This window comes from Vibrio sp. YMD68 (assembly GCF_029958905.1).
Taxonomy (GTDB): domain Bacteria; phylum Pseudomonadota; class Gammaproteobacteria; order Enterobacterales; family Vibrionaceae; genus Vibrio.
Map to the genome: position 1 here is coordinate 955,811 of NZ_CP124614.1, position 13,637 is coordinate 969,447.

Annotated in this window: 19 protein-coding genes; 15 read left to right on the plus strand and 4 right to left on the minus strand. The window is 46.6% G+C overall.

Annotated features, from left to right (window positions below):
- Positions 1 to 5: 5 nt before the first annotated feature.
- Genes QF117_RS10580 through QF117_RS10595 form a run of 4 tightly spaced genes read right to left on the minus strand, consistent with a single transcriptional unit; the run spans position 6 to position 2,171 of the window.
- On the minus strand, positions 6 to 590 hold the full coding sequence (locus QF117_RS10580) for a hypothetical protein (protein WP_282385958.1): 585 nt from the start codon (positions 588 to 590) through the stop codon (positions 6 to 8).
- Entirely contained in the window at positions 587 to 1,651 is a 1,065-nt protein-coding gene (locus QF117_RS10585) for a hypothetical protein (RefSeq protein ID WP_282385956.1), read from the minus strand. Before QF117_RS10585 ends, QF117_RS10580 begins: the two co-directional genes overlap by 4 nt.
- Positions 1,648 to 1,917: a hypothetical protein gene (locus QF117_RS10590; protein WP_282385954.1), complete on the minus strand. Its 270-nt coding sequence runs from the start codon at positions 1,915 to 1,917 to the stop codon at positions 1,648 to 1,650. The genes QF117_RS10585 and QF117_RS10590 overlap by 4 nt, the downstream gene beginning before the upstream one ends.
- Before the next feature lie 20 nt (positions 1,918 to 1,937).
- Entirely contained in the window at positions 1,938 to 2,171 is a 234-nt protein-coding gene (locus QF117_RS10595) for a hypothetical protein (RefSeq protein ID WP_282385953.1), read from the minus strand.
- Positions 2,172 to 2,287: 116 nt separating this feature from the next.
- On the opposite strand from QF117_RS10595, the gene QF117_RS10600 reads away from it, so the two are divergent.
- The 15 genes from QF117_RS10600 (at position 2,288) to QF117_RS10670 (ending at position 13,628) form a co-directional block, all read left to right on the plus strand.
- Entirely contained in the window at positions 2,288 to 3,187 is a 900-nt protein-coding gene (locus QF117_RS10600) for a S24 family peptidase (protein WP_282385952.1), read from the plus strand.
- 344 nt (positions 3,188 to 3,531) lie between these two features.
- Complete coding sequence (locus QF117_RS10605; protein WP_282385951.1) at positions 3,532 to 4,683, plus strand: hypothetical protein; 1,152 nt, start codon at positions 3,532 to 3,534, stop codon at positions 4,681 to 4,683.
- 10 nt (positions 4,684 to 4,693) lie between these two features.
- Complete coding sequence (locus QF117_RS10610; protein WP_282385950.1) at positions 4,694 to 5,032, plus strand: capsid cement protein; 339 nt, start codon at positions 4,694 to 4,696, stop codon at positions 5,030 to 5,032.
- Between the two features lie 35 nt (positions 5,033 to 5,067).
- Positions 5,068 to 6,009 carry a hypothetical protein gene (locus QF117_RS10615; RefSeq protein WP_282385949.1) on the plus strand — a complete coding sequence of 314 codons (942 nt, stop codon included), beginning with the start codon at positions 5,068 to 5,070 and terminating at the stop codon, positions 6,007 to 6,009.
- Between the two features lie 35 nt (positions 6,010 to 6,044).
- Positions 6,045 to 6,428: a hypothetical protein gene (locus QF117_RS10620; protein WP_282385948.1), complete on the plus strand. Its 384-nt coding sequence runs from the start codon at positions 6,045 to 6,047 to the stop codon at positions 6,426 to 6,428.
- Positions 6,429 to 6,443: 15 nt separating this feature from the next.
- Positions 6,444 to 6,989: a phage protein Gp36 family protein gene (locus QF117_RS10625; protein WP_282385946.1), complete on the plus strand. Its 546-nt coding sequence runs from the start codon at positions 6,444 to 6,446 to the stop codon at positions 6,987 to 6,989.
- On the plus strand, positions 6,989 to 7,438 hold the full coding sequence (locus QF117_RS10630; protein ID WP_282385944.1) for a phage virion morphogenesis protein: 450 nt from the start codon (positions 6,989 to 6,991) through the stop codon (positions 7,436 to 7,438). The genes QF117_RS10625 and QF117_RS10630 overlap by 1 nt, the downstream gene beginning before the upstream one ends.
- On the plus strand, positions 7,431 to 8,030 hold the full coding sequence (locus QF117_RS10635; RefSeq protein ID WP_282385942.1) for a hypothetical protein: 600 nt from the start codon (positions 7,431 to 7,433) through the stop codon (positions 8,028 to 8,030). The genes QF117_RS10630 and QF117_RS10635 overlap by 8 nt, the downstream gene beginning before the upstream one ends.
- Positions 8,017 to 8,700, plus strand: coding sequence for a phage baseplate assembly protein V (locus QF117_RS10640; protein WP_282385940.1), 684 nt, complete (start codon positions 8,017 to 8,019; stop codon positions 8,698 to 8,700). The genes QF117_RS10635 and QF117_RS10640 overlap by 14 nt, the downstream gene beginning before the upstream one ends.
- A gap of 5 nt (positions 8,701 to 8,705) precedes the next feature.
- On the plus strand, positions 8,706 to 9,047 hold the full coding sequence (locus QF117_RS10645) for a hypothetical protein (RefSeq protein ID WP_282385939.1): 342 nt from the start codon (positions 8,706 to 8,708) through the stop codon (positions 9,045 to 9,047).
- Entirely contained in the window at positions 9,044 to 10,195 is a 1,152-nt protein-coding gene (locus QF117_RS10650; protein ID WP_282385938.1) for a baseplate J/gp47 family protein, read from the plus strand. The genes QF117_RS10645 and QF117_RS10650 overlap by 4 nt, the downstream gene beginning before the upstream one ends.
- On the plus strand, positions 10,192 to 10,815 hold the full coding sequence (locus tag QF117_RS10655) for a phage tail protein I (protein ID WP_282385937.1): 624 nt from the start codon (positions 10,192 to 10,194) through the stop codon (positions 10,813 to 10,815). The genes QF117_RS10650 and QF117_RS10655 overlap by 4 nt, the downstream gene beginning before the upstream one ends.
- Positions 10,815 to 11,606, plus strand: coding sequence for a phage tail protein (locus tag QF117_RS10660; protein WP_282385936.1), 792 nt, complete (start codon positions 10,815 to 10,817; stop codon positions 11,604 to 11,606). Before QF117_RS10655 ends, QF117_RS10660 begins: the two co-directional genes overlap by 1 nt.
- Positions 11,603 to 12,151, plus strand: a complete 549-nt coding sequence (locus tag QF117_RS10665; RefSeq protein WP_282385934.1) for a hypothetical protein — start codon at positions 11,603 to 11,605, stop codon at positions 12,149 to 12,151. The genes QF117_RS10660 and QF117_RS10665 overlap by 4 nt, the downstream gene beginning before the upstream one ends.
- Complete coding sequence (locus QF117_RS10670; protein ID WP_282385933.1) at positions 12,141 to 13,628, plus strand: phage tail sheath C-terminal domain-containing protein; 1,488 nt, start codon at positions 12,141 to 12,143, stop codon at positions 13,626 to 13,628. Before QF117_RS10665 ends, QF117_RS10670 begins: the two co-directional genes overlap by 11 nt.
- Positions 13,629 to 13,637 lie beyond the last annotated feature (9 nt).

Here is a 13,637-nt window from a genome sequence, read left to right on the forward strand (position 1 = left end):
AAACCTCACTTCACCATGCACATGCGCTGCATAAAAGAAAAAGTTTTAGGGAATGCTTTTGATCTGTGTTGTAAATCTCTTACTACAATCTGACCATGATTCTTTTTCGCTAACAGACCAATAGTTTCACCGCAACTCCGACAGCTTTCGTTACTTTCGATATCGACGTCATGAGAGTTTCGGTATGCTTTTAATTGGACTTGACAGCTGGGGCAACAGAACTCCGCAAAATCTACCCCTCTAATTTCATACACTTTTTGAGCGTGACCACTGACTAATAGAAGTGCTGCCTTTTCATATTCATTATTTTCTTTCCATCTGTGGATGCTTGATAAAGAAGGAAACTGACCTTTGCGTCCAATAGATAGAGCCATCAATTTCGTGTCCTTACCATACTTTCCTGCTAGTACATCTCTTTTAACAACTTCATAAGAGGCACTAAACTTGCTGGGGATGCAGTCAAGAATAAGTTGAGTTAGCTGATGTCTTTTTTGAACAAGTAGACCGTACTCAGTCAGTACTGAATCTATGTAACTAGAAGGCATCTCGTTAGCTAAAAATAGTTCGCTGGTATCATTGGTGTGCATCATTCATCCTCAATCTCAGGTTGTGGTCCTGTTTGACCTTTTAGAATCTTCGCGTTGTCTGCTTTTAGTGCTGATTTAGCATTGTTTTGTAACACCCTGCGTAAGTCTCTCAGCCGAGCCTCTTCATCATCGGTGTACTTGAAAAGGGTCTCGCTTTGGTTAGCGAGCTCTATCCCTGGAATGCGCTGTGTTAAGTGACGAGAAAGCGAAGTGCATTCAGCCAACATAGTTTCAGCGATAAGAACAACGGCATCTAACCCAGCTTGATAATCATCAGAAGAGATGTCTTCTTGTGCTTGTAGAGCTTGAATGTCATTGACAAGTCCATACATTCCATGAAGAGCGATGCGACACTGCTCACTGGCGTAGGCAGATAAATAGCGAACGCGGGCAATGGCGGGATGCCAGTCTTTACTGTATTTGTTTTCTTTATCTTTTTGAGCAATGCGAAACTTTGCATTCCACTTTGCAGTAAGGGCTTTTTCGTGTTCAATGCGCTGCTCCAAATCATTTTGAATCTGCTCACTGTTGTCCTTTTGCTCATCGAGCTGGCGTTGCAGTTCGGTGACGGTTTCTTCAAAAAGCTTTTTCACCTCGGTAGGCTTTTTACATTGCGCGACCTCTTCGCGGATGTGTTCTAGTTTCTCTGGTTCGAGTTTGCGTGCTAGGCGCAATATTGATATTCCAACACCTGCACTCTCAGTTGCTTCAATAAGAGCCTCACCAAAGATATTTAGATTTTGTATTTGCTCATTCACATAGCTTTTCGACTTTTTGAAAATGTGCTCGCAAACCAAGTCCCAGCTAGTTAAAATGACCGCACCGTGGTCAGTGTGAATTTTTTGGTTTTTCCAAATGCCTGATTCTTTTAGTTTTTTGTACGTAGAAATGACCGCCACGTGGCCAACTTGAGTCATAAAGTCCAAACCAGAGTGTCTACCTACGAGCGTGTAAAACTCTTGGACACTGTGATCATCGTGGTCATGTATTAATTCTTGATTGTCTGTACTCATCGTGAACTCTGCCTCTTCCGTGGTTTCCCACCATTGTTTTCTATTGCTCATATCTCTAAGTCTTTTTCGCGGGTTTGCACGAAAACCACAAAGTCAGCTTTTTCCAAATGTTGACTCTTAGGTAAAGCAAAGCAGTATTTTATGTGCCCCTTTCCTAACTTTTTCGTGCCACCAAGCTTGCGGTAAGTGTCTTTCATCTGTTCGAGAACAAGGTGCAGACAAAGAGCATGGCGTTCATCGTGATCTAAGAGACTTAAAATCAAGTTAATTTTTTGCTCTGATACATTGAATTTATGCTTGATGTACTTAGCGTTCATAGCTAGCTCCTAACGACACCTCATGCCGCTTCTGTATAAATGCGATCACCTGTGATCTCTTCAATGCGCTTAAACAGCTTGCGTGTTTTGCCTCTAGGGTTGCCTGTGCGACCAAACCATTTATTGATGGCGTTATAGGCTTGAGTCGCGCTCATATCGACCTCATCAGCGACGTCTTTTAACGTGAGTTCAGCGTCATAAATTTTTGATAGTGTCGTTTTAAATGTCCGGCTGGACTTTCTTTGTGATGTCATTTCAGCCTCGCTTATGTTATATGTGTGAATATTAGAGATTATTTGTATGTTGACGGTAAAAGTATTGATCACATTTACGGGGTCGTCAACATCTAAATGTGAATTTGTGAGGTTATATGTTGTATAATGTAGAATCTGTTATAGAGCGAATGATGACCGTATCAGGGGCTTTGTCTGGAAGGCAGTTAGCAGAGATCAATGGGTGGGCTCTATCGAGTGTTAGTAATTGGAAAGCGAGGGGAAGTGTACCTAAATCTAAAGTTGCACAGCTTTCTAGAGAGCATGGGATTGCAGAGGAGTGGATTTGGCACGGCAATAAAAAAGATCAAACTTCACATGCTGAATGTTCACATTTAGACTCTGTTGAACACAAAAGCGTGTCTAGTAAATCATCTATGTATGAGTTGTTAAGTTCTTTTCTAATTCAAAGTGGTATGCCTGAATCGCAAGTTAGCTCAATAGTAAAATATGTAAAGCAACAACAAATAAACACTCTTCAAGAAGGCCTTCCCTCTGCTACAACCGATAAAGTACTGCCTTTGAGTCACGCTATCAGCATACCAACATACGATATTCAAGCAGCCGCAGGCCATGGCTCCTATGTTTGGAATGAGCACCCCATCGGCACTGTCGAGCAGCCCACCAACAAGTTAGCTAGGCTTGGCTTAAAGCCAGAGCATTTAAGTGTGATCACCGCTCATGGTGAGTCGATGCTGCGAGATTTTAACCACGGCGACCAGTTGGTGCTCAACCATGAAAAAAACACACTCTCCTCAGAGCAAAGCATTTATGTGGTTCGTGTGGGGGATGAGCTGTTGGTGAAACGTTGGCGTTGGGAAAACGATGGTACGCTCGTCGCGGTCAGCTCGTCGGATGGCTGGCCAGAGAAGCGCTTTGATAGTGATGATGTTGAGGTTATCGCAGAGGTCGCTTATACCATCCCAGCCAGCCAGCCAGCCAGCCAGCCAGCCAGCCAGCCAGCCAGCCAGCCAAAAAAGGATGAAAGTGCAAGTTAGGCGTGTCAACCCTTCTTTGGTTCAATGTTAGAGAGGTTGAGGAAATCGACAACACTTGCGTGGGCTCTTTTGTGTAGGCGTCCAAATTAAGGCATTAAACGCCCATTTACGAGAAGAGATAGAAATGTTTTTGAGGCGTTGGAGCTAGGAAGGAAGAAAGCCGCTTAGAATCGCTTACAGCGCGTTTTTGTATTTTGAAGAAGTCAGCCAGGAGGCTGGCTTTTTTTATGTCTAGAAAGAGAGCACGGCTAGCACCCAATTATTAAAGCCTGAACTAATACTCACCGCCAATACAAAATAACACCCAATTCGTTTCTATTCCACTTTAAAAAGCGATGGGTGTTATGCCAAAACCAACCGATAAATCTAAAGGCTTTGATAGCTGGATTGACCTGTTCAAATCCGGTAAGCAAACCGACTCTAAGGGTCGCACTCAAAACTTCACCCATGAAGATCTCGATTCAATCGTCTCAAACCATAACGCGCAAGACCCTGCGCCAATTGTCGTCGGACACCCTAAAGATTGCGCACCAGCGTTTGGCTGGACACACCAACTGCGCCGTCAAGGTGATGTCCTACAAGGCCGCTTTAAAGATGTGGTGTCTGAGTTCGAAAAAGCCGTTCAGGAAAAACGCTATCGTAAACGCTCTATCTCCATTGAGCCCGATGGAAAAGGCGGTTTCAAACTCAACCACGTTGGCTTTCTCGGTGCGATGGCCCCTGCCGTCTCTGGCCTAAAAGACATTGAGTTTTCAAGTGATGACAACGCAATGGCTTTTGAGCAAGGCATGGATACTTTCGAATTCTCCCATAGCCACCGCTCTATCGGTTGGGCACTCAATGCCCTCGCGAATCTCTTCAGAGGCCAGAGAGAGCAAATCATTGAAGAAGACGGCATCGAAAAAGCCAATGAAGTCATGCCGTCTTACCAAATCGAAACCCTCTCTCGTGAAGCGGAAAAACTGTTAAGTGAACCGGAGTCAAGCTCGGCTTTCTCTTCCGGACATAATGAAAATCACCAGGAGTCTGACATGACTAAAGAAGAGCAAGAGCGCCTTGAAAACGAAAATGCTCTATTAAAAGCGCAATTAAAAACCTCCAGCTTTCAACAGCGAGTCGCAGAGAGCCAAGTCGTGGTCGATGACGCGCTCAAACGTGGTGCGCTGACGCCAGCTCAGGCCAAAGGCATGGTGGAATTCATGTCGACCTTACCAGGGGATGAATCCAGTGTATTTGAGTTTTCCGTTGGTAATGCCGGTGAAACCAAAAAAGAAACCCCACGTGACTATCTCAAACGTTTGTTGATGAGCTTTGGCAAACAAGTCCCAATCGGTGAGTCAAACCATGAGTCACCACAAGGTCAACTTCAGTATCAATCGCCAACCGGTGAAGCGGTCGATCCAGACGATGCGAAGCTACACCAAAAAGCTTTGGAGTACCAAAAACAACATCCTGGCACATCGTACGTGAACGCTGTGTTAGCACTGGACGAATAAGGAGACCGTGATGCCTGGATTAGAGCGAGCAGTAACAAATTTAACGTTTACCTGTATAGGTAAGGTGACCTCGGGTTATTTCATGAATGTCAATCGAACCCAAGCGGATAGCGGGGATGACGTTTGGGGTGTTGTCCGAACAGATGGCACAGATGAGCCTGTTTCAGTGGCTATATCTGGTGATACGCAAGCGTATGCGTCGGGTGCTTTCTCTGAAGGAGATGAGTTGGAAGTGGGTGATGGTGGAACCGTTGTTAAGTTTTCCGGCGCTGGTAAAGCAGTCGGTCGTGCATTTGAAGATGCTGAGCCTGGCGACTGTCCACGTATCTTGGTTTATCAGACCAAGTAACGGCCAAGAACGAATTTTGAAGTAAGGAGAAAAACATGCCTATGAATTCACAACAGGCCCGCGTCGTCGACCCGGTTCTGTCTAAAGTCGCGTTAGATTACGCCACACCAGGCTTTACCGGAAAAGTACTGTTTCCTATGGTGGAGTGTCCTAAACGGGGCGGTAAGGTCATTAAATTTGACAAGAGTAAACACGTCGATATCAAAGAGGCGACTCGTCGTGCTCCTGGAGCACAAATAGCCAGCATGCAGTATGGCTACGCCTCTGAGCCAATCGCTTTATGGGACGACAAGCTCAATGGCAAAGTGCCGAAAGAGTGGATTGACGAAACCGACGCAATGCCTGGTAAGTCTCATGGCATCCGAGCGACTCATAATGTGATGTATCAGCTCGATCTCATTTTGGAGATCCAACAGGCTGAGCTGGCCATGAACCCTGCTAACTATGAGCCTGAGAATCAGGTCACTCTGGCGCCAGGCAGTAAGTTCATTGACCCAGATGTCGATCCTAAAAAAGTGTTTGATGCCGGTAAAGAAGCGATCCGTCGTAAATGTGGTATCGACGGAAACGTCGCGCATTTCTCTCCCGAAGACTGGTTGGCATTTTGTAACAACAATGTGGTGAAAAGCCAGTTTAAGTACACCAACGCTGACTCAATCACCGAAGCGATGGCCGCGCGATACCTTCAACTCGATACCGTGGTCGTCGGTAAATCGGTTTACGCAGCCTCACACGATTCATCAGAGATGGCAGACGTTTGGGCTGGCGGTACTGTGTTGGCGTTTGTCCCTCAAGGCGAATCTGCGTTCATCGATAACCCATCGTATGGATATACCTACAACCGTAAAGGTCATCCAGTGGTTGAGCAGGCATGGTTCGATAAAAGTTGTGATGCCTGGTTGTATCCGACGGAAACGAGTCGTCGACCATACCTAACCTCGATGCAAGCGGGTTTTCTCATTATGGGAGCGAGCTAAGGCTCCCCCTTCACCTTTGGTAATAGGAACACACTATGAAAACCAAACCTTATAAAGTGATCGGTCAGATTTTTCGACGTGGCGGTATCGTCCGTGTGGGTGAGGTGATAGAGCTAACGGATGAAGAGGCACGCGGGATTTTAACCTCACGTCCACCGCTCATCATTCCGCATCTAGATGCTAAGGCTTCGCCTGAATCAGTCCATAACACTTCAACAGACACGGAAGAAAAGCTACCCCTAAGTGGTCCCGAGTTGACAGAGAAATTACACGAGGTGTTTGCGACCTTAGATAAAGACAACAAAGAGTTGTATATCAGCTCTGGGGCACCGAAGACCGAAGTTTTAGAAGGACTCATTGGTCAACCCATCTCGGCTGCTAATCGTAACGAGGCTTGGGAAAGCTTCAACAAAGAGTAAATCTGGAGAAAGTCTATGTACTGCACAGGTGCACAAATGTGCGAGTTCTACGGTAGCGACCACATGGCCGACATCACTGAGCCACGTGCACCTCATGATCCAGATTTAATTACGGGTGACTTGCTCTACTACGTTGCGCTCATTGACCAAGAGCCGCCTTCAACTCATATCGAGCCAGAGTATAGCGATGAAGAGTTAGCTGCGGCTGAGTCAGCGTTAGACAACATCAAGGTGGCGATTAATGCTGCAAGCCGTGAAGCCGATGGCTACTTGCTTAAGCAATATGGCCACCGCATGAAAGATGGCCAATTTGTAGCGGCACTTTTGAAAGAAACCACGCTGCCGGAAATGGTCGGTGACATTGCCAGAGAGCGCATCGCAAGTCGTGCCTCGTTATCACAGGAGACCATTGAAGAGCGAGCAAAAGCCGCTCGTAAATGGCTCAGTGATGTGGCTGTCGGCAAGGTCGAGCTAGGCGTGCAAAGTGAAAAGGTGCGTTATCACAACCACAGGCGTGTCGCACATACAGCGAACAGCAGCATAGATTGGAGCTCGTACTGATGGCTGGCGTGCAACTGGTTTTGCAGGGCGATTTAAGTCCGATTGAACAGGCATTAAATGGACTGTTAATGCGCTTGGAGTCACCACAAGACATGCTTGATGAAATGGGCGCGGCCATGGTGAACCAAACCATTTTGCGTTTTAACTCTGAGCGCGGCCCTGATGGTATCTCGTGGATACCCAGCATCAGAGCCATGCTTGAAGGCGGAAAGACACTGCAAGATAGCGGCAGGCTTCGTCATTCCATCACACATAACACGCTGCCTAGCAGTGTTGAATGGGGCAGCAATGTGGTTTATGCAGCGATACATCAACTCGGTGGTAAAGCAGGTCGACATCGCAGTGTCACCATTGATGCGCGTGAGTACCTGGGTTTAAACAAGAGTGATGAACAAATTCTCGGTGATATCGCATTGAGATACATGGTTGCAGGGTTTGGCAATGAATAACAAAGAGCTGATTGACGGCATTGTTGAGTGCATCAAGACTGAAATGCCGGAGCTGCGCACGGTTGAGCGTTACGCAGGTCAGTTTCAATCAGGCGCTGAAAAGCGCGTGTCGTTCACGTGCCCTGCGGTTTTTGTTGCGAGCCTTGCTAAGCGACCAAACAACAGTGACCAAGTCGATTTTGGTCAAGTGGCCGTATCGAGTCGCATTGTGTTTTTCTGCATCGCTGATGAAGGTCGACGTCAAAAACGAACGGTGACGGCAGAAGATATCGCCGACCAGATCTCGGTATTAGGTCATGGTCACAACTGGAACATAGATGGGCTCGATGAGGTGCGGTTTGAAAGTTCTGAAAATGCCTTTAGCCCCGCCTTTGATAAACAAGGATTAGGCATTTGGACCGTGACGTTCAATCAGCCTGTTCAGCTTGGCGAGAGTGACTGGCCACCAGGAGAAGTGATTGCGGTTGAGGCGTTCTTACATGACGCGCCAGAGATTGGTGAAACCGCACCAGAGTATCGAGAAAGCTACGACTCGATTGGTGAGGGTCATGTGCGTATTGAAGTGGGTGATTTAGCCGATGGACGTGATTGATAACCTATTAGAAAGGCTATCAAAGCTCGAGCAAATGATGCGTCAGGTATTCGTCCGTGGTCGAGTTCATGCCATCGCTCCCCAGAAGCCGGCTTTGATCGTGAATTACGGCTCAGATGAAAAGCCCATGCTCACGGAATGGCTGAGTCCTATCGGAATTCGAAATGGCAAACATGGAAAAACGTGGTGGTTTCCTGAGGTAGGTGAGCCTGTATGTGTCATTTCGAATGGCGATTTAACGATGGGAGTGGTCGTTCCCGCAACCTATTTTAAAGGTGGTGCCCCTTCTGTTGATCCAGAGTTGTGTTTCACGCAGTGGTCAGAAGGCGCGTTAATGAGTTACCACCGTCAAAGTAAAAAAATGACCTTAACACTGCCAGAAGGGGCAGTGGCAGAGATTACGATACCCGAAAGCGTCAACTTGACGACCACCACATTCAATATTGACGCGCAGGATTTGAACCTCACTGGGAATGTCTGGATTGGCGGTAGTGCAGAGATAGAAAGTGATGCATTTATCGGCGGGACGACGATGAGCATGGGCGCTCTATCGAGTGCAGCATCAATCAGCGATCCAACACGAACCATGTCAGAAGACCGTGAGATTTATAACACCCACGACCACAACAACGGCAATCCAGTAACAGGCCCAGCAAACCAGAAGCAGTAGACGATATGAAAATAGGTATGCACAGAGACACAGGTGACATCATCACCGGATTACCCTATTTAAAGCAGCGCTTTGATGATGTGATGCGCACGTATAAGGGTCAGGTGGTGTGCGCGCGAGGCTACGGAGGTAATTTGGTTGACGAGGTGGACAGAAATTCGGATCCAACGTGGTTTATGCGCGTTTATATGATGGTAGCAGAAGCCGTTTCTAACGTCGGTCATGGTTTGGATGATTTTGAGTTATCCATCATACGAATCGTTACGATTGAAAATGATCGTGTTGAAATCGAATGCGATGGCACTTATTTAGGCACAGAACTCGTCACATTGGGGACAACGATATGAAAGATTTAATCGATTTGAGCCAATACCCTAGTCCCCCTTTTTTTAATACGTTGAGCTTAGACGAGATTAAAGCGCAACGTTATCAATATATTCAGCAAGAAGAAGGCATTGAACTGGATGAGTCGGACAGCAATCCTGCTAGTTGGGTGACGAATGCCGGTGCGTACCGCGAGCTTATCTTACGTGAGGATTTCGACCGCCAATCTGAAGAGTTGTTCATCACAAAAGCCAGTGGCGCGGCTTTGGATCTGATAGGCATCACGTACTACAAGGTATGGCGTTTAGAGTCAGAAGATGATGATCGCTATCGAGAGCGTCTACTGTTATCACCAGAAGGGTTTAGTACTGCAGGTCCAGAAGAAGCATATGTGTTTCATGCATTAAGTGCTGATGTGCGCGTAGCAAGTGCGTCCGCCTTTTCTCCTGAACCAGGAGTGGTGCATGTCGCGATTCTATCGACAGAAGGCGATGGTATTCCCACGCAAGAGCTGCTTGATATTGTCTCAGACTACCTATCCGATAAAGAGCGTCGACCGTTGACCGATAGCGTGTTTGCGGTTGCGGCTCAAATTGTAGACTACGCCGTGTTACTGGATTTAGAAGTGCAAAAAGGGGCATCGTTAGACATCGTGCGCGAAGCAGCGCTAAAGCGAGTTACTGACTATGTCGAGGAAACCGAATTATTTAATCAAATTGTTGCTCGATCTCAATTGGTAAAAGCCGCACATACGTCCGGCGTTGTACGAGTAACCAGTGTCCTACCTGATATCGATATTGTGCCATCGGATGGCAAGATCCCAAGATGTGAATTGATAGCGATTGAAGTTAAGTACTATCAAGAAGGACAACCACCACCGGATAGTGAGTATGAGCGACGTGAAGTAAACAGCACACAATACACACTGGATAGAAGTGACGAACGCACTAATCTTGTGTTGGTTGATGTCGGTAGTGCTGCGTCAATCGATATGTCAGGACACCAGTCGTGGTTACGACATGGTTTTTCAGTTCGCCTGTCTAATGAGAGTCAATTTGGTTGGCAGCTCGTTTCTACAGTTGGCAACATCCAAGCTTACTCTTTGTTGCCAAATCAATATGTATATCTTGTATACAACGGTGAGCAAAAACAATGGGAGCGATTGACATGAGCCGTCAAAGTCTGCTTCCCCCTCATGCAAGTCGTTTGCTTCACGCTTTAGATAAGGCGATGGCCGCGATTGAGGATGTCCCTATATCGGATGTGAAATCGCTTTGGGATCCATGGAATTGTCCCATTGATTGGCTGCCCTGGTTAGCGTGGGCGATGCGTGCGAGAGAGTGGGATGATGAGTGGAGTGAGTCACAAAAACGTCAGTATGTCGCCTCGTTACCATGGATTAATCGAATTAAGGGAACGCGCGCAGCCTTGGAGTCAGCACTTCTAGCGGTTGATAGGCCTGTACAAATCATCGAATGGTGGGAGGAGGAGCCCAAAGGTCCCCCATTTACATTTCGAGCTGATGTCAACGTCACTGATGATACGCTAGATCAAGACACAAAGCAGCAGATCTATCGCCTCATCAACAACACAAAAAATCTACGCAGTCATATTGTGGCTTTGTCCTACGCTGTGCTAAGCCGTGGAAAAATTTCCTTAGGACTATTAGCTCACCAAACCCGTGTATTAACGATTAAAGATGCTGCGTTAACTAACAAACCGAACGTGAGCGGCGAAATAAAAATTGCCGCCTTATTTGAAATGCGAAGAGTAATACAGGTAAGCGGATAATGGCGACATTTTATTGCAAATTGACTGACGTTGGCGCAGCTAAACTGGCTGATGCCATCGCAAATCAGACCGTTATAGAGCTAGTAGAAATGGCGGTTGGTGATGGTAATGGTGCTCATTATGAGCCGACAGGAGAAGAGACTGAGCTAAAAAATGAGTGTTACCGTGGCGTTATCGAACATTTCGATGTTATCGGTGATGCAAACCATCAGGTTTTGATGCAGATGACGATTCCGATTGATAAGGGAGGGTTCTTTATCCGAGAAGGCGGCTTGTATGATATCGACGGTGATCTTTTTGCTATCGCTAAAATGCCACTGGCTTATAAGGCTGAGGTCTCAGAAGGCTCTCCAGATGAACTGACAGTGCGGTTTATTAAAGCAGTAGAATCGGCGGACAATATCAGCATCATCATTGACGAGTCAACGGTCTATGCGACGATGGAGTATGTAAAAGAAAACACACCAGGAAAAATGGAGTCTATAGGCAACATCCTTTATGGAACGCTTCAACCAGATGCTTCAATCAGCGGAGACCTACCCGTTGACTCTTATGCCACCTGTCTCTCGCTGGGTATTTCTTTCTCAGCTTTACCCAATGAGTACATGCTCTTAACCTGTTTTGATGCTGACGGTGTATCGATTTGTAACTGGTACGCAAGAGATTCGCTACCTATGTATATTTTACCAAGTAATGCAAGAAGCATCAGCGTATTAAACAAAACATCGAAGTTGATGAGCGTTAATTGCTCTCCTACTTTAACCCAAAAAAATTATTGGAATTTGAAATGATGAAAGTCCCGATTCAGATCCAGCAAATAGATAGTAAAACCCTACTTTGCCTATACAAAGACGGCTCTCAAGAGAATTTGCATAACTCGCCAATGTTTAGCCAAAGTACAAAAGAAAAGTATGATTATTGCGTTGAAAATTATGGTCATCTAATTGAAGAATCCGTGCTCCCAACATTAGCTATGGCTCAGAAAAACTGTATAGATGCGATGATTGCTGAAGTCGAAAGAGCTCTAGCACCACTGTCAGATCAATATCCTCGCTCAGAAATCGATTCATGGCCGGTACAGACTCAAGAAGCGAAAGCATACCTTTTGGATAAGGCTGCGCCTACACCGATGGTCGACACCATATTAGCTCAAGGCGAAAACAAACAACGATTTTGCGAAACACTTGTGGCAAAAGCCACCGCTTACAGTGAGCAAGTCGGTCCTGTCATTCGATGGCGCAGAGCCGTCTCTCAATTTATCGAATTCGCGTCAGCCGAAGAGCTGGCTCATTATACCCCTCAATTTCCGACAGTGCCTGGAGGCAATGATGACTGAAGAATATTTACATGGGACGGAAACGGTCTACCTTGATGACGGTGATGGACCGATTGAAGTCGTTAGAGCCTCTGTGGGAGCAATGATAGTCACTGCCCCTAATGCGCAAGCGGCAATGAAAGCTACGTTAGAGCTAGGCTCGGTTGCCAATAGCAACGACTTAAAGCTTGAGGCTATCGATGCCAATACCCAAGGCAACGGCATTAGCATGGAACTGCTCGCAGGAGGTGGTCCTTCGGTTACAACTGGTGTCAAAGTGATTGGTCAAGCGATTACCGTGACATTAGGAACGGATGCGAATGGTGATCTCAATGCCTCAGCATCGGATATCATTACCGCCTTGAGCACGGACGATGACGCGAGTGCTTTGCTTGTTGCAACCACCACCTCTAACGGCAGTGGTTTAATGCCAGTTGAGCCTCAAACTTACCTGTCGGGCGGCCAAGACGAGGCTTTTCCATTGGGTGAGCCTGTACTTGTCTATCAGAAAAAGCAAATCGCTATGGCAGGCGACGGCGGAACATTAAAAACCGCCTTGACAGAAATGGCGCAGCAAAAAATGGGCATGGTTGTCGTGGTACGTGTTGAGGATAGTGAAGATCAGGCACAACTCATTAGCAACATCATTGGTACAGTGGATGAGAACAATCAACACTCAGGCTTACAATCTCTTCTGCTTGCAGGCAGCAAAATTGGCATCAAACCCCGCCTTATTACGGTCCCAGAATACTCTTCACTGCCGGGCGTAGGTTGGGCGATGGAAGCGGTCGCGAGACGATTAAAAGCACACTGCATCATCGAAGGGTCAAAGCAATCGTTTGAGGATGTGGTTGCAGAAGGTCGAGCTTATACCAATAGCTACTATGTCCATCCAAAGGTGAAACTCATAGGGACTGACGGTATCACTCGCATTCGTCCCAACAGCGCCACGGTTCTTGGTCACATTTTGCGTTGTGATGCTGAGTATGGTTACTGGCAATCGCCGTCAAACCGCCAAATTTTCATCAATGGTATCACGCCAGAAGTCGATTGGATTAGCGGTGATCCCTTGTCAACGGCAAACCTTTACAACGAAAAAGACGTAACCGTTTTTAACGCCCGTGACGGTAAGCATTTCCTGTGGGGCAACCGCTTAACCAATCACAAGTTCTTTAACCAAGAGCGCATACGATTTGTGGTCGGTGAAAGTATTGAGCTCGCTCACCTTGATTATGTCGACCGTAATATCACTAAGCCTTATGTGGGTACCATCACAGACCGTATTGATGGGTTGATCCGCCGTCTGGTTAAGCGCGGTGTTCTGCGCGGAGGCAGAGTATGGTTAGACACAGAGCTTAATGACGATGAAACCATTCGAAGCGGCAAAATCTATTGGAACTATGAACTGCAATTCTTCGGCGTTGCAGAGCGCTTAGTCTTCCGTCAACACATTAACCACAACGGCTATAATGAAGTTCTAGCCGACTACGCAGCGTAAGGGGCGTGT

Bases quoted from the DNA above. Each gene is read 5' to 3' on its own strand.
- QF117_RS10595 (WP_282385953.1), bottom strand. From the start codon at position 2,171: ATGACATCACAAAGAAAGTCCAGCCGGACATTTAAAACGACACTATCA.
- QF117_RS10585 (WP_282385956.1), bottom strand. From the start codon at position 1,651: ATGAGCAATAGAAAACAATGGTGGGAAACCACGGAAGAGGCAGAGTTC.
- QF117_RS10630 (WP_282385944.1), top strand. From the start codon at position 6,989: ATGGCTGGCGTGCAACTGGTTTTGCAGGGCGATTTAAGTCCGATTGAA.
- QF117_RS10660 (WP_282385936.1), top strand. From the start codon at position 10,815: ATGGCGACATTTTATTGCAAATTGACTGACGTTGGCGCAGCTAAACTG.
- QF117_RS10650 (WP_282385938.1), top strand. From the start codon at position 9,044: ATGAAAGATTTAATCGATTTGAGCCAATACCCTAGTCCCCCTTTTTTT.
- QF117_RS10610 (WP_282385950.1), top strand. From the start codon at position 4,694: ATGCCTGGATTAGAGCGAGCAGTAACAAATTTAACGTTTACCTGTATA.
- QF117_RS10625 (WP_282385946.1), top strand. From the start codon at position 6,444: ATGTACTGCACAGGTGCACAAATGTGCGAGTTCTACGGTAGCGACCAC.
- QF117_RS10670 (WP_282385933.1), top strand. From the start codon at position 12,141: ATGATGACTGAAGAATATTTACATGGGACGGAAACGGTCTACCTTGAT.
- QF117_RS10590 (WP_282385954.1), bottom strand. From the start codon at position 1,917: ATGAACGCTAAGTACATCAAGCATAAATTCAATGTATCAGAGCAAAAA.
- QF117_RS10615 (WP_282385949.1), top strand. From the start codon at position 5,068: ATGCCTATGAATTCACAACAGGCCCGCGTCGTCGACCCGGTTCTGTCT.
- QF117_RS10655 (WP_282385937.1), top strand. From the start codon at position 10,192: ATGAGCCGTCAAAGTCTGCTTCCCCCTCATGCAAGTCGTTTGCTTCAC.
- QF117_RS10605 (WP_282385951.1), top strand. From the start codon at position 3,532: ATGCCAAAACCAACCGATAAATCTAAAGGCTTTGATAGCTGGATTGAC.
- QF117_RS10600 (WP_282385952.1), top strand. From the start codon at position 2,288: ATGTTGTATAATGTAGAATCTGTTATAGAGCGAATGATGACCGTATCA.
- QF117_RS10635 (WP_282385942.1), top strand. From the start codon at position 7,431: ATGAATAACAAAGAGCTGATTGACGGCATTGTTGAGTGCATCAAGACT.
- QF117_RS10580 (WP_282385958.1), bottom strand. From the start codon at position 590: ATGATGCACACCAATGATACCAGCGAACTATTTTTAGCTAACGAGATG.
- QF117_RS10665 (WP_282385934.1), top strand. From the start codon at position 11,603: ATGATGAAAGTCCCGATTCAGATCCAGCAAATAGATAGTAAAACCCTA.
- QF117_RS10620 (WP_282385948.1), top strand. From the start codon at position 6,045: ATGAAAACCAAACCTTATAAAGTGATCGGTCAGATTTTTCGACGTGGC.
- QF117_RS10640 (WP_282385940.1), top strand. From the start codon at position 8,017: ATGGACGTGATTGATAACCTATTAGAAAGGCTATCAAAGCTCGAGCAA.
- QF117_RS10645 (WP_282385939.1), top strand. From the start codon at position 8,706: ATGAAAATAGGTATGCACAGAGACACAGGTGACATCATCACCGGATTA.